The organism is Burkholderia sp. HMSC10F09 (genome assembly GCF_001806955.1).
GTDB classification, from domain to species: domain Bacteria; phylum Pseudomonadota; class Gammaproteobacteria; order Burkholderiales; family Burkholderiaceae; genus Burkholderia; species Burkholderia multivorans.
In genome coordinates this window covers 1-23,865 of sequence record NZ_KV786919.1, presented here as the reverse complement: position 1 = coordinate 23,865, position 23,865 = coordinate 1, and the positions used below count along the sequence as shown (strand labels likewise).

At 68.8% G+C, this 23,865-nt stretch carries 16 protein-coding genes and 1 pseudogene; 10 read left to right on the top strand and 7 right to left on the bottom strand.

Annotated features, from left to right (window positions below):
* Positions 1 to 141: 141 nt before the first annotated feature.
* Together recB and recC are read right to left on the bottom strand one after the other, a co-directional pair.
* The gene (recB, locus tag HMPREF3115_RS26730; protein WP_070556817.1) at positions 142 to 3,852 is read right to left on the bottom strand and encodes an exodeoxyribonuclease V subunit beta; all 3,711 of its coding nucleotides are present in this window, start codon (positions 3,850 to 3,852) and stop codon (positions 142 to 144) included.
* Entirely contained in the window at positions 3,849 to 7,187 is a 3,339-nt protein-coding gene (gene recC / locus HMPREF3115_RS26725) for an exodeoxyribonuclease V subunit gamma (RefSeq protein WP_070556815.1), read from the bottom strand. Before recC ends, recB begins: the two co-directional genes overlap by 4 nt.
* Before the next feature lie 180 nt (positions 7,188 to 7,367).
* Here recC and HMPREF3115_RS26720 point away from each other — a divergent pair, with 180 nt between their 5' ends.
* Together HMPREF3115_RS26720 and HMPREF3115_RS26715 are read left to right on the top strand one after the other, a co-directional pair.
* Positions 7,368 to 9,659, top strand: coding sequence for an FUSC family protein (locus HMPREF3115_RS26720; protein WP_070556813.1), 2,292 nt, complete (start codon positions 7,368 to 7,370; stop codon positions 9,657 to 9,659).
* A gap of 356 nt (positions 9,660 to 10,015) precedes the next feature.
* Positions 10,016 to 11,383: an amino acid permease gene (locus tag HMPREF3115_RS26715; protein ID WP_070556811.1), complete on the top strand. Its 1,368-nt coding sequence runs from the start codon at positions 10,016 to 10,018 to the stop codon at positions 11,381 to 11,383.
* A gap of 139 nt (positions 11,384 to 11,522) precedes the next feature.
* Here HMPREF3115_RS26715 and HMPREF3115_RS31385 read toward each other — a convergent pair whose 3' ends face one another.
* Positions 11,523 to 11,684, bottom strand: coding sequence for a hypothetical protein (locus HMPREF3115_RS31385; RefSeq protein WP_006407531.1), 162 nt, complete (start codon positions 11,682 to 11,684; stop codon positions 11,523 to 11,525).
* A 252-nt stretch (positions 11,685 to 11,936) separates the two neighbouring features.
* Here HMPREF3115_RS31385 and HMPREF3115_RS26710 point away from each other — a divergent pair, with 252 nt between their 5' ends.
* Genes HMPREF3115_RS26710 through HMPREF3115_RS26700 form a run of 3 tightly spaced genes read left to right on the top strand, consistent with a single transcriptional unit; the run spans position 11,937 to position 15,436 of the window.
* Positions 11,937 to 12,980 carry a Fe(3+) ABC transporter substrate-binding protein gene (locus tag HMPREF3115_RS26710; protein WP_070556821.1) on the top strand — a complete coding sequence of 348 codons (1,044 nt, stop codon included), beginning with the start codon at positions 11,937 to 11,939 and terminating at the stop codon, positions 12,978 to 12,980.
* On the top strand, positions 12,970 to 14,658 hold the full coding sequence (locus tag HMPREF3115_RS26705) for an ABC transporter permease (RefSeq protein ID WP_006401177.1): 1,689 nt from the start codon (positions 12,970 to 12,972) through the stop codon (positions 14,656 to 14,658). Before HMPREF3115_RS26710 ends, HMPREF3115_RS26705 begins: the two co-directional genes overlap by 11 nt.
* Before the next feature lie 4 nt (positions 14,659 to 14,662).
* Positions 14,663 to 15,436: an ABC transporter ATP-binding protein gene (locus tag HMPREF3115_RS26700; RefSeq protein ID WP_006401178.1), complete on the top strand. Its 774-nt coding sequence runs from the start codon at positions 14,663 to 14,665 to the stop codon at positions 15,434 to 15,436.
* 54 nt (positions 15,437 to 15,490) lie between these two features.
* Here HMPREF3115_RS26700 and HMPREF3115_RS26695 read toward each other — a convergent pair whose 3' ends face one another.
* The 4 genes from HMPREF3115_RS26695 to HMPREF3115_RS26680 all read right to left on the bottom strand — a co-directional run bounded on the left by HMPREF3115_RS26695 (position 15,491) and on the right by HMPREF3115_RS26680 (position 17,881).
* Entirely contained in the window at positions 15,491 to 15,961 is a 471-nt protein-coding gene (locus HMPREF3115_RS26695) for an Lrp/AsnC family transcriptional regulator (RefSeq protein ID WP_006401179.1), read from the bottom strand.
* Between the two features lie 192 nt (positions 15,962 to 16,153).
* The gene (locus HMPREF3115_RS26690) at positions 16,154 to 16,795 is read right to left on the bottom strand and encodes an NAD(P)-dependent oxidoreductase (RefSeq protein ID WP_070556809.1); all 642 of its coding nucleotides are present in this window, start codon (positions 16,793 to 16,795) and stop codon (positions 16,154 to 16,156) included.
* 114 nt (positions 16,796 to 16,909) lie between these two features.
* Positions 16,910 to 17,365 (bottom strand): Rrf2 family transcriptional regulator, encoded by a 456-nt coding sequence (locus HMPREF3115_RS26685; RefSeq protein WP_070556807.1) that lies wholly within the window; start codon positions 17,363 to 17,365, stop codon positions 16,910 to 16,912.
* Positions 17,366 to 17,452: 87 nt separating this feature from the next.
* Entirely contained in the window at positions 17,453 to 17,881 is a 429-nt protein-coding gene (locus HMPREF3115_RS26680; protein ID WP_070556819.1) for a BCAL1086 family glycoprotein, read from the bottom strand.
* Between the two features lie 185 nt (positions 17,882 to 18,066).
* Between HMPREF3115_RS26680 and HMPREF3115_RS26675 the strand changes: the two genes are divergently transcribed.
* From HMPREF3115_RS26675 to HMPREF3115_RS26650, 5 genes and pseudogenes are all read left to right on the top strand, one after another.
* Positions 18,067 to 18,402 (top strand): hypothetical protein, encoded by a 336-nt coding sequence (locus HMPREF3115_RS26675; RefSeq protein ID WP_035489337.1) that lies wholly within the window; start codon positions 18,067 to 18,069, stop codon positions 18,400 to 18,402.
* Positions 18,403 to 18,684: 282 nt separating this feature from the next.
* Positions 18,685 to 19,878 carry an ammonium transporter gene (locus HMPREF3115_RS26670; RefSeq protein WP_070556805.1) on the top strand — a complete coding sequence of 398 codons (1,194 nt, stop codon included), beginning with the start codon at positions 18,685 to 18,687 and terminating at the stop codon, positions 19,876 to 19,878.
* A gap of 189 nt (positions 19,879 to 20,067) precedes the next feature.
* Entirely contained in the window at positions 20,068 to 22,029 is a 1,962-nt protein-coding gene (locus HMPREF3115_RS26665; RefSeq protein WP_070556803.1) for a PhoX family protein, read from the top strand.
* 559 nt (positions 22,030 to 22,588) lie between these two features.
* Positions 22,589 to 23,413, top strand: coding sequence for an IclR family transcriptional regulator (locus HMPREF3115_RS26655; protein WP_006407541.1), 825 nt, complete (start codon positions 22,589 to 22,591; stop codon positions 23,411 to 23,413).
* Positions 23,414 to 23,657: 244 nt separating this feature from the next.
* A pseudogene (locus HMPREF3115_RS26650) lies at positions 23,658 to 23,865 on the top strand (multidrug transporter subunit MdtA); the annotation flags it as partial.

The window sequence follows — 23,865 nt, the reverse complement described above, 5'->3', positions numbered from 1 at the left end:
CCTCGGCCGGGGCGCCCGCGCGCCGCGCGAGATCGCCGATCCGGCGCGCGAAGCCCTCCGCGAGCGCGATGCCGAAGTCCGCCGGCTCGGGCAGCCGCGCGACAAGGCCGCCGGTGAATTCGAGCGTATCGTCGGACACGTTCATGCCGCCCCCCCTTCCATCATCCGGTCGAGCGCGTCGACGAGCTCGCGCGCCGGGCGCCGCGCATGCACGCCGGCCGGTGCGCCGCCGCTGCGCCAATCGGGCCGCACGCCGCGCACGAACAGGTACAGATACCCGGCGATGTGCCGATCGTAGTCGTAGCCGGCAAGCCGCGTGCGCAGATAGCGATGCAGCGCGACCGTATAGAGCAGCGCCTGCAGGTGATAAGCGTGATCGGCCATCGCGGCGTCGAGCGCCTGCGGGCCGTATGCATCGGGCGTCGTGCCGAGATGGTTCGACTTCCAGTCGACGATCCAGAAGCGGCCGTCATGCTCCACGATCATGTCAATGAAACCTTTGATGAAACCGGCGAGCGTGCCCGCTTCCAGCGCGACGTCCGGATAGCCGTGCGTGACGAGCAGCCGGCGCAGCGCGCCGAGATCGAGCGACGGCGCGGGAAACAGGAAGCCCATTTCGTTCAGCCGCTTCGACGGATCGAGATCGGCGAGCCGCAGCCCGGGGACGAGCTCGGTATGCACGACGTCGTCGACGAGCCGCACCATCATCGCCGGCAGCCGCTCGGCAAGCGCGGGCTCGGCTTCGACGGGACGATCGTGCAACGCGCCGAGCGCAGCGGCGGGCCACGATGCGGGCTCCGCGAAACGGCTCAACTCGAACAGCCGGTGCAGGCACTCGCCGGCCGCCGCGCCGCGCGGAAAGACGAGAATATCGTCGTCGGGCGGTTCCGGCGCGACGGTCGCCGCCGCACCGATGTCGGCGCCCGGCACGAGCGCCGCGAGCGCGTCGTGGTCCGGCCGTAATTCGTCGTCCGGCACCGGTGCGACACCGGCCTCCTCGCGCGCGATCGACGCAGTCAACGAGCTGAAGCTCGCCATCCGCCACGCATCGCGCAGCACGCGCGTCGCGTGACGCGCGGCGAGCGTCTGCGACGCATCGTGGCCGGCCGGCAGCCGCTCGCGGCGTGCGGGCGCCGGCAGCGGCGCGACGCTGACCGGGCCGCCCGCGAGCGCGCGCCATGCGGCATCGAGTTCGGCATCGTCCGGCGGCTCGTCGAGCCACGCATCGAACGACCGGCCTGCGCCGGCGACGAGCCAGTTCAGCACGCTGCGCCGCGCCTCGCGCGTCGAGCGCGACGAGAGGTAAGGCCCGGCGACCAGATAGCAGCGATAGACCGCGCGCGTGAGCGCCACGTACACGAGCCGCGCGCGTTCCGCGGCCTGCTCGCGCAATGCCTGGCGCGCCGCGTGCGCGGCGGCCTCGTCGTCGCAGCCGTAATGCAGCACCGCGTCGCCCGCTTCGTCGTGATACTCGCGCGCATCGGGCAGCGCCGATGCGGGCGGCTCGCGCAAGCCGCCGTCGTTCAGGAACGGACAGAACACGATCGCGTATTCGAGCCCCTTCGATTTGTGTACGGTCACGATCTGCACGAGATTGCGGTCCGATTCGAGCCGCAATTGCGCTTCCTCGCCGCCGCCGTCGAGCCGCTGCGCGGCAAGCCAGCGCAGCGTCGGCGCGATGCCCGGCTGCGCGGACGCACGCGCCTGCGTCAGTTCGGCCAGATGATTGATGTCGGTCACGCGGCGCTCGCCGTCCGCGCCGGCCATCAGGCGCTCGGCGATCCGCAGCTCGCGCGCGAACGTGCGCCACATCACCGCGAAACCGCGTTCGCGCCACAGCAGCCGATAGCGGGAAAACCGCTCGACCCAGCTCATCGCGTCGGCCGTATCGGCTGCGCCCGTATCGTGTTGCGCATCGGCGTCGCCCTGCTCCATGCGCCACAGCGCGCCCGCGTCGAGGCCGAACCAGTCGGACGCGAGCGCTGCGCGCAGGCGCCGCAGATCGCCGGGCGCATCGATCGCCGCGAGTACACGCTCGAGCTGCTCCGCATCGATCGTCGAGAATACCGACGCCTGCGCCAGTTCGACGCTGCCGATGCCCCACGCGGCGAGCACGCGCTTCACGAGGCTGCCCTGACGGTGCGTCTGCACGAGCACCGCGATGTCGCCCGGCGACAGCGGCGTCTCGCCGAGCCGGACATGGCCCTCGCGCGCGCCGCGCATCAGCCGCGCGATCTCGGCCGCGCATGCCTGTGCGGCCTGTGCGTGCGCATCGCGCTTGAGCAGCGTGCCGTCGCCGCCCGGCAGCATCCAGATCCGGAAGTCGCCGGACGGCGCCGGATCGGTCTCGTCCGCGAACGGCGCACGCGTGCGCGTGCCCGCGCGCACCGGGTAGTAGTCGAGCCCGTCCAACACGAAGGCGCGCGGATTCGACTGGAAAAAGCGGTTGCATGCCTCGACGATCGCCGGCGTCGAACGCTGATTGACCGCAAGCGTGTAGCACGCGCTCGCACGCGCGCGCGCGGCGAGATAGGTATGCAGATCGGCTGCGCGAAAGCTGTAGATCGCCTGCTTCGGATCGCCGACGAGAAAGAGCGGGCCGGCGGGCGCGAAGATCCGGTCGAAGATCGCGAACTGCAAGGGATCGGTGTCCTGGAACTCGTCGATCAGCGCGGCCGGATAGCGCGCGCGCAGCGTGTCGGCGAGCCACGGATGCGCATGCAGTGCGTGATACAGGTTCGCAAGCAGATCGTCGAACGACACGACGCGCCGCGTCCGCTTGCGCTCGGCGAGCTCGGCCGGCGCCGTGTCGAGCCATTCGGCGATCAGCGCGAGCCAGCGAGCGCGCTGCGCGGCGTCGGCGGCTGCGACGGCCGCTTCGAGCGCGTCGGCGACGTCGAAGAACGGATGCTCGGGCGTCGCGCCGCCCTTTTTCGTCGCCTTCTCGAGTGCGGTGCGCGTGAGCTTCAGCGCGGCCTTCGGCAACGCGGCGGCCGCATCGCGCTGCGCGAAATGCGCACCCCATGCGGCGAACGCCTCGGCGATCGCGTCGGGCTTGTGCGAGCGCTGGTTCAGCGCCGGCTGCGCGGCACGCAGCAGTGCGTCGATCGCGTCGCGCTCGGCTTCCCAGAGACGCGCCGCTTCCGCGAAGCATTCTGCCGCCGCGGCGTCGGCCGAGTCGTCGGGCTCGGCGACCCCGTCCCAGCGCAGCGCGGCAAGCGGCTTCTTCAAGCGACGCGCGAGCTGCGCATCGAGCGCGGCCGGCCCCGCGCCCGACTGCACGAGCCAGGCGGCGAAACCGGGCCAGCGCGCCGCCGTCGGTTCGACGCGCGTGCGCCAGAAATCGGCTGCCAGCTCGAAGCGCAGCGACGCGTCGTCCGCTTCCATCTCGAACGCGAACGGCATCGCGGCCGCGAACGGCGCTTCCTGCAACGCCCGCTGGCAGAACGCGTGGATCGTGTGGATCGCCGCCTGGTCGAACGCGCGCAGCGCGCGGCGAATACGCTTGGCCGCCGTCGCGGTATCGAGCGGACCGCCCGCGGCGAGCGTCGTCTCGAACAGCTTCGCGACGAACGGATCGCCGCCGTCGTCGCCCGTGTCGAGCGCATGCGCGAGCTGCGCAAGCCGGCCGCGAATCCGCTCGTGCAGCTCGGCGGTCGCCGCCTTCGTAAACGTGACGACGAGGATCTGGTCGGCGCCGAGATCCTGCTCGAGCAGCAGCCGCACGTACAGCGCGCAGATGTTCCATGTCTTGCCGGTGCCGGCAGATGCCTCGATCTGGTTCACGCCGTCGAGCGGACACGCGAACACGTCGAGTTCGAGCGCCGGCTGCGATGGCGAAGCGGCGCTCATGCGACCTCCTTCAAATGTTCGACGAGCGGCTCGAACACGAGCCGCGCCAGCGTGCCGAACGGCTCGTCGAGCGACGGCTGCGCGCCGCGCCACGCGATCGCGATGGCCGGATCGTCGGCCTCGCTCGCGACGCGCTCGTTGATCCACACGCTCGCGGCCTTCGCTTCGCCGTCGGTCACGCGCGCCCAGGCGCTGCGCGGGAAAAAGCGCAGCGGCATCCGGCGGCCTGCGCGAAACAGCGCGGCCAGCGGCGCCAGCCGATCGAGCGGCGCGGCGACCGGCGTCAGCTCGAATGCACCGCCGCTGCCGAACCACAGCGTACGACGCGGCCCGTCGGGTTCGACGGCGCAATAGACGAGATGTGCCAGCCACGCGGACAAATAGTCGCGCGCGCTCGGCTTTGCATAGCGATAGATGATCTGTCCGGCTTGCGTCAGCCGGTTCAGCGTGCCCTGCAGCTCGAACGGCGCGCGCGTCGCGTCGCGCGCGAGCGCCTCGCTGTCGGCGCCGAACAGCGCGTGCTCGGCCTGCGGCCACGCGGGCGCGATCGTCAGCGAGAACGGCCGCCGCTCGATGCCGTCGGCAAGCGCGCGGCGCACGCTCGAGGCGAGCTGCGCGAGCGAGCCGAGCGCCTGGTCGCGCCACACGGCGCCGGTCGCGCCGCCCGGCAGTTCGGGGCTCGCGTCCGCGATACGCAGCGCATGATCGTGCGCGGCCGCTTCGTCCGATTCGATCAGCAGCGGCAGCACGCGCTCCGCGAGCGCGTCGCTGCCCGCGAAGTCGAGCGCGAACGGTTCGGTGTCGAGCAGCTCGGCCTGCGCATCGGCGAGCACGATGCCGAGCCGCGCACGCAGCAGCGCGCGCGCCGGATGACGCCAGAAGCGCTCGAATTCGCCGAACGGCACCGGCTCCGCCGGCTCGGCCGGCAGCGGCTGCGCGAAGAACGGCTGCTCGCGCGGCCCGTCGCGCGACGCGTCGCCCGCGAGCAGCGAGGCCAGCGCCGCGCGCTCGGCATCGTACGACGCCATCGTGCTGTCGGGCCGGAAATAGGCAGCCGCGAACGGTTGCAGCGGATGCTCGACGATGAACGCGCGGCGCGCGGCGTCGACCGCCTCCGGCGCCGCGTTCGGGCCCGCCGTGACGAGCGCGAGGTGATCGAGCAATTCGTCGACGAGCGCCGCGGGCGGCAATGGCGCGTTGTCGCGAATGCTGCGCCCCGTGTATGCGATCAGCAGCCGGTCGCGTGCGGCGAGCAGCAGGTCGAGGAACAGATTGCGCTCGTCGTCGCGGCGCTGACGGTCGCCGAGCTTCGGCAGCACGGCCATCAGGTCGAACTCGTCGGCGCGCGCGAGGCTCGGCAGCACGCCGTCGTCCATGCCGAGCAGACAGACGATCCGATACGGCAGGCCGCGCAGGCTCGTCAGCGACGAGAACGTGACGCCGCCCCACGGCACGCCGCCGCGCGCCGGATCGTCGAGCGCCGCCGCGAGCCCCGCGCGCACGACGGCCGCGGGCAGCGCTTCGTCGGCCGCGCCTTCGGTCATCGCGGCGAGCATCGCGTCGAGCGCGTCGCGCACGCCGGCAAGCGCGTCCGCATACGCGGCGCCGGAATCGAAGAAGCGCGCGAGCGTGTCGGCGAACAGTTCGCTCCAGCCGCGCGGCGTATGCGCGTCGGCGAGCCGCCGCGCGAAACCGTCGAGATCGTCGGTGAAGCGCGCGAGCCGGCCGAGCAGTTCCGCTTCGCTGCCGGTTGCCGCTTCGATCGGCAGCCACGCGCCGACCGGCGCTGCGCCGTCCGGCATCGCGTAACCGAGAAAGAGGCGCGCCAGCGCATCGGAGAACGTGTGGCGCGGCGTCGGCACGGCCGCGTCGTCATGCGCGACCGGCGCGAGCCCGCGCCGCGCGCCGGCAGCCGCGAGCCAGGTCTGCACCGTTTCGAGCGCGCTCGCGTCGATCCCGTAGCGCGCGGCCACCGCATCGACGCGCAGCCATTCGACGAGCTCGGGCGCGCCGACCTGACGTTCGGGCAGCGCGAGCCAGTCGAGCAGCACGCGCGCGACCGGGTTCGCCTGCGACGGCGGCAGCCCGGTGATCCGATACGGGATGCGTGCGCCGCCGGGGCCGGCGGTGCCGAACACCGCGTCGATCAGCGGCCCGGCCGCCGCGAGATCGGCCACCGCGACCAGCACGTCGGACGGCTGCAGGCTCGAATCGGCGTCAAACCAGCCGAGCAGACGGTCGTGCAGCACCTCGAGCTGACGCGCGAGGCTGTGGCACACGTGCACCTCGATCCCGCGTTCGGCCGGCGGCTCGCCGAGCGCGGCTTCCGGCTGCAGATCGAGGATCGCGTTCTGTACGCGCGCGAGCCAGGTCGGCGCGGGATTCTCGACGAACCGCGACGCATCGCCGAGCGCCGCGCTTTCGGTCAGCTCGTGCAGCATGTGCAGCTGCGCCTGCGTCTGCCTGCCCCACTCCGCGAGCAGCGGATGGCCGACTTCCTGATAGTCGAGCCGGCCGGCCGCATCGAGCGCTTCCGCATGCGCGGCCGTCACGATGTCGAACCAGAATTCGCGGCACGGATTCAGCGCGTACACGCGCACGTCGATCCAGCGCGACAGCTCGCGCAGCAGCGCGATGTGCAGCGGCGGCATCGTCGGCAGCGCAAACACGCTGACCGATTCGGGCCAGTCGATTCGTGAGATCGCGTCGGCATCGATCTGCCGCGCGTCGACGAGAAAACGATGCGCAGGCGGCGTGCCGCTGTCGCTCAGCTCCGCGAGCAGCGCGCGCCACAGCGCAGCCTGCCAGCGCTCGTCGTCGCGTGCGGCCTCGCCGATCGCGCGCGGCGCGCCGTCGGCCGCGAGCACCGATTCGCCGGCCTGCCAGGCGGCAAGCCATTCGGGACGATAGGTCAGGTAATGGTCGAACACGGTGGCGACGCGATGCGCGAGCTCGTAGCGCATCGCGTCGTCCGACGCGCCGAGATACGCGGCCAGCCGCGGCGACGCAAGCCACGGCGCATGCTCGGGCGCCTGCGCGAACAACCGGTAGCAGCGCCACACGAGCCGGTCGGGCGCGAACGGCGAACGCGCGGGCACGTCGAGCACGCGGCCGATCTGCGTCCACAGCCATTGCGCGAGATACGTAAACTCGACATTCGCGCACACGCCGTGACGCGCGGCGATGTCGAGCTCGAGACGGCGACGCAGCGCGGCGCTCGGCACGATGATCTGCTGCGGCGCCCACGGGCCGTTGCGGGCCGGGAACGCGGCGAGATCGTCGAGCAGCGCGTCGGCCAGCGTTTCGTGGCGATTCGAATAGAAGAGCTGGAGCATGAAAGGACGTTGGAGCGTCGGGCCGGGCAAGCCCGGCGAACGGGTTCCCCAAGGATAGCAAAAGGCCCGTCGCGGCGAGCATCGGCCGGACGGCCAGGTTTTGCGGCGCGCGAAATACGATAGACTCGTCGCCAGTCAATACGCCGCCCCGGGCGTCTTCGTCAGCCATTCAGCCCATCGATGCGCTATTCGGTCGAAATCAGAAAGTTTCTTTACAGCCAGTACTTTTTCGGCGGCCTGCGGATCGCAGTCGGCGTATCGTTGCCGGCCGTGCTGTGTCTGATCGTGTTTCACAACCGCGAGCTCGGCTTCACGATCTCGACGGGCGCGCTCGGCGCGTGCGTCGTCGACATGCCGGGCCCGCTGAAGTACAAGCACAACGAAATGCTCGCGTGCAGCGTGATCGGCGGGCTCGCGGCGCTCGCGACGGGGCTCGCGACGCCGAACATCTTCGCGCTGTGGCTGACGATCGTGCCGCTCACGTTCGCGCTGTCGCTGATCGTCGTCTACGGCAACCGCTGGCCGCAGATCAGCTTCGCGACGCTGTTCATGATGGTGATGACGCTCGAAGAAAAGCTCACGCCGCTGCAGGCGTTCGTGAATGCCGGATGGATTCTCGCGGGCGGCCTCTGGTACACGTACTGGGCGACGCTCGTCTCGCAGTGGCAGGCGCGCCGCATCGAGCAGCAGGCGCTGGCCGAGAGCCTGTTCGCATGCGCGGACTACCTGCTCGCGCGCGCGCAGTTCTACGATCTCGACGCCGATCTCGACGAGTGCTACCGGAACCTCGTCGCCAAGCAGATCACTGCGGTCGAAACGCAGGAAACCGCACGCGACATCGTGCTGCGCAATCTGCCGAAGCTGCGGCGCGGCAAGCTCGATCCGGGCCGCACGACGATGTTCAACCTGTTCATCAACAGCGTCGACCTGCACGAGCTGTTCGTCGGTGCACATACCGACTACCCGCTGATGCGCAACACGTTCGGCGGATCGGATCTGATCATCTTCTACCGCGACCTGATCCGCAAGGCGGCCGCCGATCTCGAGCAGATCGGCCTCGCGGTGCTCGAGAACCGCGCGCCGCACGCGCGCATCAGCGTGAAGGCCGAGCTGCGCGCGATCGAATACGAGATCGAGCTGATGCGCAAGAAGCAGTTCCCGGCGACCCACGCGGAAGCGTACGCGGCCGTGCTCGCGACGTTCCGGCGCATCTGGAGCGGGACGCGGCTGATCGACCGCATGCGCCGCAACCTGTCCGGCCATGCCGATCCGCAGCAGACGGAGCTGAAGATCGACAAGGCGCTTACGCGCTTCCTGCAGCGCCGCCGAATGTCGCCGCTGCTGATCTTCTCGAACCTGAACATGCGCTCGCCGAGCTTTCGCCACGCGCTGCGCGTGACGATCGCGGTGGCGGTCGGGTTCTGGCTCGGCCGCCTGCTGCCGCTCACGAACGCGTACTGGATCGTGATGACGAGCATCATCATCCTGAAGCCCGGCTACTCGCTGACCAAGCAGCGCAACGCACAGCGGATCATCGGCACGCTGATCGGCTGCGCGGCGAGCCTCGCGCTCATCTACACGGTCAAGGACTCGCGTCTGCTGATCGCGATGATGTTCGGCTCGATGGTGATGAGCTACAGCCTGCTGCTGTTCAATTACGCGGCGAGCGTCGTGTTCACGTCGTCCTACGTGCTGCTGATGTTCCACCTGCTCGCACCGGGCAACATGCGCATCATCGGCGAGCGCGCCATCGATACCGTCGTCGGCTGCATGATCGCGATCGCCGCAAGCCGGCTGTTCCCGTACTGGGAATACCGGCTGATGGGCAAGCTCGTCGCCGACATGCTGACGGCGACGCGCAAGTATTTCGAAGCCGTGTGGCGCGCGGGGCGCGGCGCGTCACCGCCGGCCGTGCCTGTCGCCGACGGCGCCGCGGTCGTGCCCGGCGTGGCTGCGGCGATCGAGGCGCCGTCCACGAGCCTCGACGACGACTATCGCTATCGGCTCGCGCGCAAGGACGTGCATATCGCGTTCGCGAATCTCGGGCAGGCCTTCCAGCGGATGATGATCGAGCCGAAGGCGCACCAGCGCTTCGTGCCCGAGCTGAACGACCTGCTCGTGCAGACGCATGTGCTCGGCGCACAGATCACGGCCGCCGCGCCGCTGATCCGCGCCGCGTGCGCGGTCGACGGCAGCATCCCGCAGGACGACGCGTTGCAGCGCGGTCTCGCCGCCGTGCTCGAGAACCTGAAGAAGGCCGAAGCCGGCGAGCCGCCGCCGGCCGACCAGCTTGAAGCGACGAAGCAGATCACGCGCGACCTCGATGCGATGGTCGTGTCCGCCGAGCAATCCGACGCGGTCGATGCCGATCTGACCTACGACCTCAAGGTGCTCGCGCATCAGTGCAAGCAGATGCTCGCGTCGTCGCTGCTGATCCGCAAGGATGCGTGCGTGATTCGGCTGCCTGCATGATCCGTGCGGCCGCGGCCGGCCGCGCGTCGTTTAACCGCTTACCGCTCATCGCCTGTCGCTCATCGGCTGCCGGCGCGGCGCGCTGCCGGGCGAGTCCTGGCGCCGGCGCGTCCTCTGCCAACGTGTCCTTCCGCACACGCCTCGCGCTGCCGCACGTGCCGCACCGCCGTCTACGCACCGACCACACCGTTCGCGCACATCCCCTGACCGGTTCGCCGCGCCGCACCAGTCAGGGAATACCCGATTCCGGTTGTCGGTCCGCGCTTGTTATCATTCGTTCACATTCAAGTTGTATATACAACTCGATCCGGCGAGCTATCGCGCCCGCTCGGTCGGACAACGATTTCGGAGACTCGATGAAGAATCTGCAGCGCCACCTGAGCGCGCGGCACATCCGCTTTCTCGCGCTGGGCTCGGCGATCGGCACCGGTCTGTTCTACGGCTCGGCGTCCGCGATCCAGCTCGCGGGCCCGGCCGTGATCCTGGCGTACATCCTCGGCGGCGCGGCCGTTTACATGGTGATGCGCGCGCTCGGCGAGATGGCCGTGCGCGACCCGGTCGCCGGATCGTTCGGCCACTACGCGACCGAGAATCTCGGGCCGTTTGCAGGCTTCGTCACCGGCTGGACCTACACGCTCGAAATGGTGATCGTCGCGATCGCCGACATCACCGCGTTCGGCATCTACATGGGCTTCTGGTTTCCCGGCGTCCCGCAGTGGATCTGGGTGCTCGGCGTCGTGGCCGTGATCTGCGGGCTGAACCTCTGCCACGTGAAGGTATTCGGCGAACTCGAATTCTGGCTGTCGATCGTCAAGGTCGGTGCGATCGTCGCGATGATCGGCGGCGGCGTCGCGATCCTGATCGCCGGCATGCATTTCGGTCATGCGGCCGACGCGCCGAGCTTCGCGAATCTGTGGAACCACGGCGGCTTCCTGCCGAACGGCATCGGCGGCTTGATCGCGTCGCTGTCGGTCGTGATCTTCGCGTACGGCGGCATCGAGGTGATCGGCATGAGCGCCGGCGAGGCCAAGGATCCGGAGCGCGTGATCCCGCGCGCGATCAACGCGGTGCCCGCGCGGATCCTGCTGTTCTACGTGCTGACGATGGTCGTGCTGATGTCGATCAGCCCGTGGACCGGCGTCGGCGCCGAAGGCAGCCCGTTCGTACAGATCTTCTCGACGCTGGGCGTGAAGTCGGCCGCGACGATCCTCAACCTCGTCGTAATCAGCGCGGCGATTTCCGCGATCAACAGCGACATCTTCGGCGCCGGCCGGATGATGTTCGGCATGGCGCGGCAAGGCCAGGCGCCGCGCGTGCTGATGACGACGTCGCGGCACGGCGTGCCGTGGGTCACGGTGCTCGTGATGGCCGGCGCCTTGCTGATCGGCGTGCTGCTGAACTACCTGATGCCGAAGGACGTATTTCTGATGGTGGCCGCGATCGCGACGTTCGCGACCGTATGGGTCTGGCTCATGATCCTGCTGTCGCAGGTCGCGATGCGGCGTCGCCTGCCGGCCGCGGAAGTCGCGGCGCTGAAGTTCAAGGTGCCGCTGTGGCCGGTCGCGCCCGCACTGACGATCGCCTTCATGGCCTTCGTGATCGTGATGCTCGGCTGGTTCGACGAGACGCGCGTGGCGCTCTACGTCGGCGCGATCTGGCTCGCGTTGCTCGCAGCCGTGTTCTACGTGCGGATTCGTCCGCGTTTCGCGGCCGCGTCACGTTGACGCACCGCTGATACCGCCACGCGGCGCGCCGGTTCCGGCGCCCCGCCCGCGCGGTGCCGCATCCGCCGAGCGGCGTTGCGGCACCGCCGCTCCTCTTCCTTCGTCCACGAGCGGCGCGCAGCGAACGCGCGCCGCCGTGTCAGTGCGACGCCGCGCTCGCGGCCTCGGCCGGATGCGCGTCGTCGTACGCGCGCTTCTGCGAGATCGCGTTGTACAGAATCGTCCCGATCACGAGCAGCACGGCCACGATGATCAGGATGCTCACGTTGCGGACAGGGTTCTTCTTGCGCTGATCCTTCATGGTCGCTGCGGCTCCGTCGAATTCGTCGAAGCGCGCATTCTACGCGCTTGGGCGCGGCGTGCAGCGCCGCCCGTTCGCCGTCTCGCAGCCACGCCGCCCTCCCGATCCGTCGCCGCCTTGCCGAAAGCTTTCATTTGATAATCATTCCCATTTCGATCTAGAATCCAAGTCTTTCATTTTGTAATGTTTCGGGCGATCGAGCGGCACGCGCGTCCGGAACGTCCACCGTCCCTCTGCCGCTTCGGAGTCTTCATGTCGAATCCGCGTTTCCACCTGCTGCCGCTTGTCGGCACCCTCGCCTTCGCCGCGACCGCGTTCGCGCCGCTTGCCCATGCGGCCGATGAAGTGAGCCTGTACACCCCCCGCGAGCCGAAGCTGATCCAGCCGCTCCTCGACGCGTTCACGAAGCAGAGCGGCGTCAAGGTGAACACCGTGTTCGTGAAGGACGGGCTGCTCGAACGCGTGAAGGCCGAAGGTGCACAATCGCCGGCCGACGTGCTGATGACGGTCGACATCGGCAACCTGCTCGATCTCGTCGACGGCGGCCTCACGCAGCCGATCCGCTCGAAGGCGCTCGACGAGGCGGTCCCGGCCAACCTGCGCGGCGCGCAGGGCGACTGGTACGCGCTGTCGCTGCGCGACCGCGTGCTGTACGTCGAGAAGGATCTGAAGGTCGACGCGTTCCGCTACGAGGATCTCGCCGATCCGAAATGGAAAGGCAAAGTCTGTATCCGCTCGGGCCAGCATCCGTACAACACCGCACTCGTCGCCGCGATGATTGCGCACGACGGCGAGGCGGCCACCGAAAAATGGCTGCGCGGCGTGAAGGCGAATCTCGCGCGCAAGGCGACGGGCGGCGATCGCGACGTCGCGCGCGACATCCTCGGCGGCATCTGCGACGTCGGTCTCGCGAACGCCTATTACGTCGGCCACATGAAGAACGCCGAACCGGGCACCGATGCGCGCAAATGGGGCGACGCGATCAAGGTCGTGCGGCCGACGTTCGCGAATGCGAAGAGCGGCGGCACGCACGTCAACATCAGCGGCGCGACGGTCGCGAAGCATGCGCCGAACAAGGCCAACGCGGTCAAGCTGCTCGAATACCTGGTATCGCCGCAAGCGCAGGCGCTCTATGCGCAGGCGAACTACGAATACCCGGTGCGCGCGAACGTGACGCTCGATCCGGTGATCGCGAGCTTCGGTCAGCTGAAGGTCGATCCGCTGCCGCTGACCGAAATCGCGAAGCACCGCAAGCAGGCAAGCCAGCTCGTCGACAAGGTCGGCTTTGACAACTGATCGGAGCTTCGTCGCGGCCCGCGGCCGGTCGCGACGGCCGCCTTTTCTGCTGCGCGCGCGCGGCGTGTGGACGTTCGCTGCGCTCGCGATCGCGGCGGCGGTTGCCGCGCCGCTCGCGGCGCTCGTCGCGGCTGCGTTCGACGCCGATCTCGCGCACTGGCGGCATCTCGCCGCATTCGTGCTGCCGCAGGCGCTTGCCAATACGCTGTTGCTGCTTGCCGGCGTCGGCACGATCGTGTCGATCGTCGGCACCGGCTGCGCGTGGCTCGTCACCGCCTACGACTTCCCCGGCCGCCGCACGCTCACGTGGGCGCTGCTGCTGCCGCTCGCGGTACCCACCTACATCGTCGCGTTCGCGTATCTCGATCTGCTGCATCCGATCGGCCCCGTGCAGAGCGCGGTCCGCTGGCTGCTCGGCTTCGACAGCCCGCGACAGTTCCGGCTGCCCGACCTGCGCTCGCTGCCGGGCGCCGTGTTCGTGCTCGGCTTCGTGCTGTATCCGTACGTGTATCTGAGCACGCGCGCGATGTTCGTCACGCAGTCGGCGAGCCTCCTCGAAGCGGCGCGCACGCTCGGCGCGGGTCGCGTCGCGACGTTCTGGCGCGTCGTCATGCCGCTTGCGCGGCCCGCGATCGCGGTCGGCGTGAGCCTCGCGCTGCTGGAGACGCTGAACGACATCGGCGCATCCGAATTCCTCGGCGTGCAGACGCTCACCGTGTCCGTCTATACGACCTGGATCACACGCTCGGATCTCGCGGGCGCTGCGCAAATCGCGCTCGCGATGCTCGCCGTCGTCGTCGCGATGATCGCGCTCGAACGCTACGGACGCCGTCGCCAGCGCTATGCGCACGGCCGCAGGATGCGGCCGCTCGCGCCGCGCCGGCTCACGGGCGCGGCCGGCTGCACGGCGGCCGTGCTCGGCTGGCTGCCGGTGCTGCTCGGTTTCGGCGCGCCGGCCGCCTATCTCGCGGTCGAGACGGCCAAGCGGCTGCATCAGGTCGGCGGCGTCTCCGCGCAGTTGCTCGACGGGCTCGCGAACACGCTGACGATCGCGGCCGCCGCGACCGTCGCGACGCTCGCATGCGGATTGATCGTCGCGTGGGCCGCGCGCGCGCAGCGCGACAGCATGCGCGCGGGCGTCGCGCGCCTCGGCGCGCGGATCGCGAGCCTCGGCTATGCGGTGCCCGGCACCGTGCTCGCGATCGGTCTGCTCACGCCGCTCGGCGCCGTCGATCGGCTGTTCGGCACGATGCTCGGCCGCGACGGACTGTGGCTGATCGGCTCGGCGGCGGCGCTCGTCATCGCCTATACGGTGCGCTTTCTCGCGATCGCGGCCGGCAACGTCGAAGCGGGCCTTGCGCGCATTCCGCCGTCGCTCGAACAAGCCGCGCGCTCGCTCGGCGAGACGGCGGCCGGCGCGCTGCGGCGCGTGCATCTGCCGCTGCTGCGGCCCGCCCTCACGACGAGCGCGCTGCTGGTATTCGTCGACGCGATGAAGGAACTGCCGGCCACACTGCTGCTGCGTCCGCTGAACTTCGACACGCTCGCGACCTGGCTCTATGCCGAAGCCGCGCGCGGCACCTACGAGGAAGGCGCGGTCGCCGCGCTCGCGATCGTGCTGGCCGGGCTCGTGCCCGTGATCCTGCTCGCACGCACCCGTCACAAGATCGGAGCCTGACACTGTGAATCTGCTCGAACTCGACACGCTGTCCATCGAATACGACACGCCGCAGGGCCGCCGCACGGTGGTCGACGGGCTCAGCCTCGCGCTGCCGCGCGGCGAGATCGGCTGCCTGCTCGGCGCATCGGGGTGCGGAAAGACGACCGTGCTGCGCGCGATCGCGGGGTTCGAACCGCTGCGCGCGGGGCGCATCGTGCTCGACGGCGCGAGCGTCGCGACGCCGTCGTTCGACGTGCCGCCCGAGCGGCGGCGCATCGGGATGATGTTCCAGGACTATGCGTTGTTTCCGCATCTGAGCGCGGCCGACAACGTCGCGTTCGGCCTGCGGCGCCTGCCCAAGCAGGCACGGCGCGCACGCGTGGCCGACATGCTCGCACTCGTCGGTCTCGCCGACTCGGGCAATGCGTATCCGCACGAACTGTCGGGCGGTCAGCAGCAGCGCGTCGCGCTTGCCCGCGCGCTCGCACCGTCGCCGGAACTGCTGCTGCTCGACGAGCCGTTTTCGAATCTCGATGTCGATACGCGCGAACGGCTCGCGTTCGAGCTGCGCGACATCCTGAAGCGGACGGGCCACACCGCAATCCTGGTCACGCACAACCAGGCCGAAGCGTTTGCGATCGCCGACCGGATCGGCGTGATGCACGACGGCCGGCTCGCGCAGTGGGATACGCCGTACGCGCTGCATCATCATCCGGCCAGCGCATTCGTCGCGGAATTCATCCGGCGCGACGCGCTCGCCGACGCACGCGCCCACGCGCTCGCACGCGGCCGATAACGCATGGCGGCGCGCCGTACGGCGGACGATACGGCGGGGCGATACGCGCCGACGCTAGGCAGGCTCCGCGAGATCGCGCACCGGCAGCGCGGTCGAATACTTGATCTGCTCCATCGCGAACGACGAGCTCACGTCGAAGAGCGGCACCGTGCGGATCAATTGTTTGTAGACGCGATCGTAATCGTCGATGCCGGCCACGACGACGCGCAGCAGATAGTCGGTCTCGCCGCTCATCCGATACACCTCGACCACCTCCGGCATGTCGCGCACCGCCTGCGTGAAACGCTGCGCCCACTCCTCGGTGTGCTGGTTCGTGCGGATCGCGACGAACACGGTCGTGCCGACACCGAGCTTGCGCGGATCGCAGAGCGCGACCTGCGCGCGGATCGCGCCCGTTTCCTTCAGCCGCTGCACGCGCTTCCAGCACGGCGTCTGCGACAGATTCACGCGTTGCGCGAGTTCTGCAATCGGCAACGTCGCGTCGGTCTGCAACAGTTCCAGCAGCTTGCGGTCGATTGCATCCATTTCTCGAGTCCCCTGCCGATAGAAATTTATTCTATGCATCGTCTATGACGGGGAACGATATGCAATCCGGTCGGCCGCGTCGACCGGGATAAACACCGATCGGACGAATACGCGCGCGTATCCGCGCGATCGGCGCGGCCTCGATGCCGCGAACCGGCGCCGGCGGCCGCACGCCGCCGGCCGGCGCACGGCTCAGTACGCGACCGTCGCGATCTCGCGCACGAACCGGCGCTGCTCGAGCGCATCGACGAACGCGACCGCGTAGTCTTCGGCAGAAATCCGGCTGTCGCCGTTCGCATCGACGATCAGCTTGCCGGTGCCGGTGCGGAACGTGCCGGTGCGCTCGCCCGGCGCGATCAGCGCGGCCGGCGCGAAGAACGTCCAGTCGAGATCGTCGACGGTCTTCAGATAACCGAGCGCGTCGCGGTGCGCGAGCGCGACCGCCTTGTACTCGGCCGGAAACCCTTCGGTGTCGACGAGCTGCTTGCCGGGTGCGACCTCGAGCGAACCGGCGCCGCCGACGACGACCACGCGTTTGAGCCCGGCGCGACGAGCGCCCTCGACCAGCGCCTTCACGGCCGCGACGACGTTCGCCGCATCGTCCTGCTTCGGACCGTACGCGCTCGCCACGACGTCGTGGCCCGGCAGCGCGGCCGCGACGCTTGCCGGATCGAACAGGTCGGCCGCTTTCGCGGTGATGCCGTCGCCGGCCGCGCCCGGACGGCGCGACAGCGCGGTCACGCGATGCCCGCGTCGCGCCGCTTCGGCCGCGATGCGCGAGCCGATCATGCCCGTTGCGCCGAACAGCGCGATATTCAAGGACGGTTGCGTCATGTCGATTCTCCCAAATAAATGTAACGTAATTGATTACATATAAGACCGCAAAAAACGGGGCGACCGCCCCGCACCTGCCGACGCCGACTGCCTGCGTCGTGTATTGCCGCTGCCCTACCCGCCCGCGCCGGCCGCACGCGGGCCGCGCCGTTCGGCGTCGAGCACGTCGACCGTCACGTCGGCCAGCGTGCGCGATGCGAGCGACGCTTCCATCGCACGCTGCGCGTCGCCGATATAGCCGGTCAGCACGCCCTGGATATGCCGCCCGACGAGACACGCGGGATTCGGCGCCTCGCGGTGCAGCGCGAACAGTTGCGCATCGTCGACTGCGCGATAGACGTCGAGCAGCGTGACCTCGCCGGGCTCGCGCGCGAGCAGCGCGCCGCCGCCCGCGCCGAGCTGAGACGTGGTGAGCCCCGCCGCCGCGAGCATCGACAGCAGCCGGCGGATCAGCGCCGGATTCGTGTTCACGCTGCCCGCGATGATGTCGGACGACAGCGGCACGCCTTCCTGCATCGACAGCAAGGCGAGCACGTGAACGGCAAACGCGAAGCGGCTGCTGGTATTCATTCCACACTCACTCGACGCCGTCGCGCAACGCGGCGGCTCAATATGTAACCATGATAATTACAATTTATGGATTCTGCAAGCGGCGCGTCACGGATTGCTGGCGGGCTTGGCGCCCGCCGCACTCTGCTGACTCCACTGCTGAAGCTTCTTGCCGGCCTCCGCGAGCTTCGCGCCCGCTTCGGATGCCGCATGCGCGACGACCGCGGACGCCGCCGCGTCGATCTGCGCCTGCGCGGCGGACGCCAGCCCGCTCGCCGACAACGGCGGCACGGCCGACGCGGCCGACGCGATACCGGCCTTCGCCGCATCGATCTGCTGGCTGACGGTGCTCGCGACCTGATCGAGTGCCTGCGCCGCGTGGCTGGCTGCATCGGCGGCCGCGCTCGCGGCCGTATCGGGTTGCGTGGCCGGCGCGCCCGATTTCTCGCAGCCCGCAAGCGCGAACACCGCAGCGGCCGCGACGGCCGTCAACACCGCGCCGCGCATCGGGCGCATCGGCAAAGTCTTCATCTTCATCGGCGATCTGTAGCCGCATCGCGCGGCCTGCATGGTTGAAACGACGTCGATGATACCGCCTGTGCGCAGGCATCAGCCGGCGCCGGATTAAAAACGGCTTTCAATTTCAGACTCATCCGATTTAATTGCGCATGCGCGGCAATTAAAGTGTGCGTCGTCGAATCGTCTACTCGCCCGTCACGCTCATGAATTTCCTCGTCAACTGGCTGATCGCGCTCGCCGCGCTGCTCGCCGCCGCGCTGTTTCTGTGCCTGCGACCGTCGCGGGCGCATGGCGCCGCGGGCGCCGGCCGCGCCCGGCGGTTCGCGTGTGCGCGTTTGCTCGCCCAAGCGGTGACCGGCTTCTGGGCGTCCGCGCTGATGGTCGCGCGGGCGCTGCTCGGTGGCGCGTCGGTCGGCGCATCGCCGGCCGGTTTTGCGGCGCTCGCATTCGGCGCACTCGGGCTCGCGACGCTCGCCGGCTATTGGTCGGCGTGCGCGTGGCGGCTGCGCGGGCCGCGCCGGCTGTTCGCCGGCCGCTGACGCACAGGCCGGCCGCACACCGCTTTAGCCGCCCCGACGCGGCGCATCCCGCGCGCACCACGACGCGTCGCTTCGCACCACATCGCCGCCGTCGCGCACCAGATACGAGCCCGTCGCACCATGTACGTGCAACGCGCGCCGCATGCGAATACGTTGGCGGCGCCCCGCGACGCACGCGCGCGCGGCATCATACGGCGCTTCGCACCAATGGCACGCATGCGCTCCCCAAGTTGGCTCGATACTTGCATTCGTTGCCCGTTTTTTGAGCAAGGAAGCCTCCGCATGGACGGTATGAAATCCGGCGTCGACACACTGTTCCTGTTGATCGGCGCCGTCATGGTGCTCGCGATGCACGCGGGCTTCGCGTTTCTCGAACTCGGCACGGTGCGCAAGAAGAATCAGGTGAACGCGCTCGTGAAGATCCTCGTCGACTTCTCGGTGTCGACGCTCGCGTATTTCTTTATCGGCTACACGATCGCGTACGGCGTCGAATTCTTCGACGACATCGGGACGCTGTCGCAGCACAGCGGCTACGCGCTCGTACGGTTCTTCTTTCTGCTGACCTTCGCGGCCGCGATTCCCGCGATCGTCTCCGGCGGCATCGCCGAGCGCGCGAAATTCAATCCGCAGCTCGTCGCGACGCTGATCATCGTCGGCTTCATCTATCCGTTCTTCGAAGGCATCGCGTGGAACGAGCGCTACGGCGTGCAGGCCTGGCTCGCGCACGCGTTCGGTGCACCGTTCCACGATTTCGCGGGCTCGGTCGTCGTGCACGCATTCGGCGGCTGGGTCGCGCTGCCGGCCGTGCTGCTGCTCGGCGCGCGCCACGGCCGCTACGCGAAGGACGGCCGCATCGCCGCGCATCCGCCGTCGAACATTCCGTTTCTCGCGCTCGGCGCGTGGGTGCTCGCGGTCGGCTGGTTCGGCTTCAACGTGATGAGCGCCCAAACGCTCGACAAGATCAGCGGCCTCGTCGCCGTGAACTCGCTGATGGCGATGGTCGGCGGCACGCTCGCCGCGTGGCTCGCGGGACGCAACGATCCGGGCTTCACGTACAACGGTCCGCTCGCCGGCCTCGTCGCGGTCTGCGCGGGATCGGACGTGATGCATCCGATCGGTGCGCTCGTGACCGGCGCGGCCGCCGGCGCGCTGTTCGTCGCGATGTTCACGTGCGTGCAGAACAAGTGGCGCATCGACGACGTGCTCGGCGTATGGCCGCTGCACGGGATGTGCGGCGCGCTCGGCGGCATCGCGACCGGCATCTTCGGGCTGCCGGCGCTCGGCGGCCTCGGCGGCGTCGCGTTCATGTCGCAGCTGATCGGCACGCTCGGCGGCATCGCGATCGCCAGTGTCGGCGGTGCGCTCGTCTACGGCGCGCTGAAGGCGACCGTCGGCCTGCGGCTCGATCGCGAAGCGGAGTTCGACGGCGCGGACCTGTCGATCCATCGGATCACGGCGACGCCGGAACGCGACTGACGCCACGCGCGCCGCACGCGTTCGCAACGGTGCGCCGGCGCACGCTCGATACGCATTACGTTTTCAATTCAAAAAACTTTCATCGAGCGTCCCTACACTTCCGTCCAGTTTTCAACCTGCCTTCGCGAAGCTTGCCGTCCGGCCGGCTTCGCGAACGCCATTCTTTCCACACCTGAAACTGGACTCGACATGCCCGCGTTGCCCAATGCTTCCCGTCGCCATGCCCTGAAGATCCTTGCCGGCGCTCCGATGCTGCCGCTCTCCGGCCTCGCGCTGCCGGCGCTGCTGACGGGTTGCGGCGGCGACGACGATCAGCCCGCCACGACGCCCACGGCGGCCGCCTACGCGGCGGCGACGTTCTCGTCGATGGCCGCCCCGACGCTCGACAACGCGGCGGCGATGGCGACGACGACGGTCGGCTCGACGCTGTCGGTGTCGTTCTCGGACGGCTCGTCGCGCAACTTCAAGCTCGCCTACCGGCCGTTCTTCGTGACCGGCGACATGGTGCCGGACGGCAAGGGCGGCACGATTCTCGCGGGCGGCTACTACGACATCAACAATCAGCCGATCATCGACCGCTCGGTGCCCGCCAAGGAACGCCAGTTCTATTCGGACTGCCCCGACGGCAGCTCGCTGCTCACGCTGAAGAATGCGAACGTGCCCGGCGTGAAGGGCAACACGGTGTTCGCGGTCGTGCAGTTCGAATACACGACGCGCGATCAGGCGAGCGTGTCGCAGTACGGCCAGCTGCCGTCGCCGATCGCGGTGCTGACGCTCGATCAGGATCCGGCAACCGGCGCGCTGAAGCTCGTCAAGTATCACAACGTCGACACGTCGAGCGCGCACGGCCTCTGGATCACGTGCGGCGCGAGCCTGTCGCCGTGGGGCACGCACCTGTCGAGCGAGGAATACGAGCCGGACGCGACGAAGGCCGCGACGGACGCGCAGTTCAAGGCATTCAGCAAGAACACGTTCGGCGACGAAACGAAGGCGAATCCCTACCACTACGGCCATCTGCCCGAAATCACCGTGAATCCGGACGGCACCGGCACCGTGAAGAAGCACTATTGTCTTGGCCGCATTTCGCACGAGCTGATCCAGGTGATGCCCGACCAGCGTACCGTGATGATGGGCGACGACGCGACCAACGGCGGCCTGTTCATGTTCGTCGCCGACAAGGCGGCCGACCTGTCGGCCGGCACGCTCTACGTCGCGAAGTGGACGCAGACGTCGTCCGCCGGCGCAGGCAGCGCGACGCTCACGTGGATCCGGATCGGCCATGCGACGAGCAGCGAGATCGAATCGCTCGCGAACACGCTGAAGGCGTCGGACATCATGGATCTCGCGACGACCGATCCGAACGACGCGAGCTACACGAAGATCCACTTCGGCGGCAAGTTCAACTGGATCCGCATCAAGCCCGGGATGGAAAAGGCGGCCGCGTTCCTCGAAACGCACCGCTACGCGGCGCTGATCGGCGGCAGCATGGCGTTCACGAAGCTCGAAGGCACGACCGTGAACGCGAAGGACAAGATCGTCTACACGGCGATGTCGCGGATCGAGACGTCGATGGTCAAGGGCAACGCGGTGTCGCGCGACGTCGCGCTCGACGCGAAGATCGCCGCGGGCGCCGTCTATGCGCTGAACCTGAAGGCCGGGCAGCGCGATACGTCGGGCACCGCGATCGACAGCGAGTGGGTGCCGGTCGACATGGCCGCGCCGGCGGCACTGGTCGGCGAGGATCTCGCGACGGCGGACGCACTCGGCAACCTCGCGAACCCGGACAAGATCGCGAACCCGGACAACCTGAAGTTCTCGGAAAAGCTGCGCACGCTGTTCATCGGCGAGGACTCGGGGATGCACGTGAACAACTTCCTGTGGGCCTACCACGTCGATACCAGGACGCTCTCGCGCGTGCTGTCGTGCCCGGCCGGTGCCGAATCCACGGGCCTGCATGCCGTCGACGAAATCAACGGCTGGACCTACATCATGAGCAACTTCCAGCACGCGGGCGACTGGGAATCGCCGCTGCACGACAAGGTCAAGCCCGTGCTCGATCCGCTCGTGCGCGCGAACTACAAGGACCGCTTCGGCGCGAGCGTCGGCTATCTGACGGCCGAGCAGACCAGCATCCAGCTCGCGAAGGGCTGAGCCCCGCCCCGCGGCGCGCGGGACGCGCCGCCTTCCCGATCACGTTTCATTCGTCGGCGCTCCACGCCGGTTCATGCGCGATGCCCTTGCGGGCGTCGCGCTTTTTTTTGCGCGCGCCGGAAGCGCCGCGCCGAGCATGCGCGGCCGCGCCGGCCGGGCCCGTGCGCCGGACGCGCGATAATACGGCGCCGACGCGCCGGCGCACAGGCAAAAAAAAAAGCGCCACGGAGACCGTGGCGCTAAAAAAGTTCTAGCCATTCCGAGGGCCGTGCTAGAACCTGAGAGACTGCACAAAACACCGTTGCCGGTTAAACTCCTGAAACGATGTTTCGAAAACGTGAGACATTCTTTCCGTTTCCGCGGAACAAGTCAAGCGGTATTTGCACCGTCTCATGCACTTTTCAGCGGCGCCGATGTGAGGGTTTTCCTAATAAACCAAGGGTCAACCCGTAAAGTTTCATCACATGAACGGTTCATTCGGCGAACATGCATCTTTTGACAATCATCTGACAATATTAAGTAAACTGAAATAGAGTTTCGGAAATAGAGAGAACGCCTCGTGTCGACATCTGTCATCCCTCCCGCTCCCCGAGAACGCGAATCGTCGCCGGACGAAATCACCGCGCTCGCGCGCGGCCTTGCGGTGCTGCGCCGCATCGCGGCCGCCGACGCGCCCGTCAGCAACCGCGAATTGACCGAGCTGACCGGCATTCCGAAGCCCACCGTGTCGCGCATCACCGCGACGCTCGTCAGCGCCGGCTTCCTGTTCCAGCTGCCGGACAGCGAGCGCTTCGTGCTAACCGCGTCGGTGCTCGAGCTGAGCCATGGTTTCCTGCGCAACTTCGACATTCGCGCGCGCTCGCGGCCGTTCATGATCGAGCTTGCCGAGCGCACGTCGCTGTCCGTGCACCTCGCGGTGCGCGACCGGCTCGACATGGTCGCGATCGACGTGATCCGCCCGCGCTCGGCGGTGCTCGTCACGCGGCTCGAGATCGGCTCGCGGATGGACATTGCGCGCACGGCGGTCGGCCGCGCATATCTCGCCGCGCTCGAGGACGACGAGCGGCGTGCGCTGCTCGACGCGCTGCGCGCGACGGCCGGCGACGACTGGCCGCACGTGTTCGCGCGGCTCAATCCGGCGCTCGACGACGCGATGCGCGACGGCCACGCGATCGCGATCGGCGAATGGCGCGAAGGGCTCAACGCGGTCGCGGCCGGTTTCGTCGGGCCGTCCGGCCAGCGCTATTCGGTGAACTGCGGCGGCGCATCGCACCAGTGCCCGCCGGAATGGTTGCGCGAACACGTGGTGCCGGCGCTGCAGGAATGCATCGCCAAGATCACGCGCGAGATCGGCGGCGCACCGGCGCGGCGCGTCGCCGCGTAAGCGTGCCGTCATCGTTTCGTCGTCTTCTGTAACGACCGTAACCCGTTGAAAGATAGAGCACTGGACTGTAACGGGGACGGGACGTAGCATCATGCCCAATCGTCGCACCGGTCGTCGGTGCGCGCCGCTCTTTCCCGCGCGGGCGGGACGCGCCCGGGCCGAGCCGGCCGCCTCCGATACGCCCGCATGCCGCCCTCGCAGTGCGTTCCCCGGCACGCCCGCGCCGTCTTCCTGACAGAACACGATGGACAACCAACAAAAGCCCACGCCCCCTTCGAACGATCCCGCTCCCGCTGCCGCACGACGTTCGCGCCGCAGGCTGACCGCCGCGGCGCTGGCCGTCGTCGTCATCGGCGGCCTGCTGTGGTGGCATCCGTGGAACCGCACGCCGGCCGGCAAACCGGCCGCGGGCAGCGCGGCTAGCAGCGCAGGCGGCGGCCACCGCGGCCGCG

Bases quoted from the DNA above. Each gene is read 5' to 3' on its own strand.
- HMPREF3115_RS26680 (WP_070556819.1), bottom strand. From the start codon at position 17,881: ATGAAGATGAAGACTTTGCCGATGCGCCCGATGCGCGGCGCGGTGTTG.
- HMPREF3115_RS26665 (WP_070556803.1), top strand. From the start codon at position 20,068: ATGCCCGCGTTGCCCAATGCTTCCCGTCGCCATGCCCTGAAGATCCTT.
- HMPREF3115_RS26690 (WP_070556809.1), bottom strand. From the start codon at position 16,795: ATGACGCAACCGTCCTTGAATATCGCGCTGTTCGGCGCAACGGGCATG.
- HMPREF3115_RS31385 (WP_006407531.1), bottom strand. From the start codon at position 11,684: ATGAAGGATCAGCGCAAGAAGAACCCTGTCCGCAACGTGAGCATCCTG.
- HMPREF3115_RS26670 (WP_070556805.1), top strand. From the start codon at position 18,685: ATGGACGGTATGAAATCCGGCGTCGACACACTGTTCCTGTTGATCGGC.
- HMPREF3115_RS26715 (WP_070556811.1), top strand. From the start codon at position 10,016: ATGAAGAATCTGCAGCGCCACCTGAGCGCGCGGCACATCCGCTTTCTC.
- recC (WP_070556815.1), bottom strand. From the start codon at position 7,187: ATGCTCCAGCTCTTCTATTCGAATCGCCACGAAACGCTGGCCGACGCG.
- HMPREF3115_RS26720 (WP_070556813.1), top strand. From the start codon at position 7,368: ATGCGCTATTCGGTCGAAATCAGAAAGTTTCTTTACAGCCAGTACTTT.
- HMPREF3115_RS26695 (WP_006401179.1), bottom strand. From the start codon at position 15,961: ATGGATGCAATCGACCGCAAGCTGCTGGAACTGTTGCAGACCGACGCG.
- HMPREF3115_RS26710 (WP_070556821.1), top strand. From the start codon at position 11,937: ATGTCGAATCCGCGTTTCCACCTGCTGCCGCTTGTCGGCACCCTCGCC.
- HMPREF3115_RS26675 (WP_035489337.1), top strand. From the start codon at position 18,067: ATGAATTTCCTCGTCAACTGGCTGATCGCGCTCGCCGCGCTGCTCGCC.
- recB (WP_070556817.1), bottom strand. From the start codon at position 3,852: ATGAGCGCCGCTTCGCCATCGCAGCCGGCGCTCGAACTCGACGTGTTC.
- HMPREF3115_RS26685 (WP_070556807.1), bottom strand. From the start codon at position 17,365: ATGAATACCAGCAGCCGCTTCGCGTTTGCCGTTCACGTGCTCGCCTTG.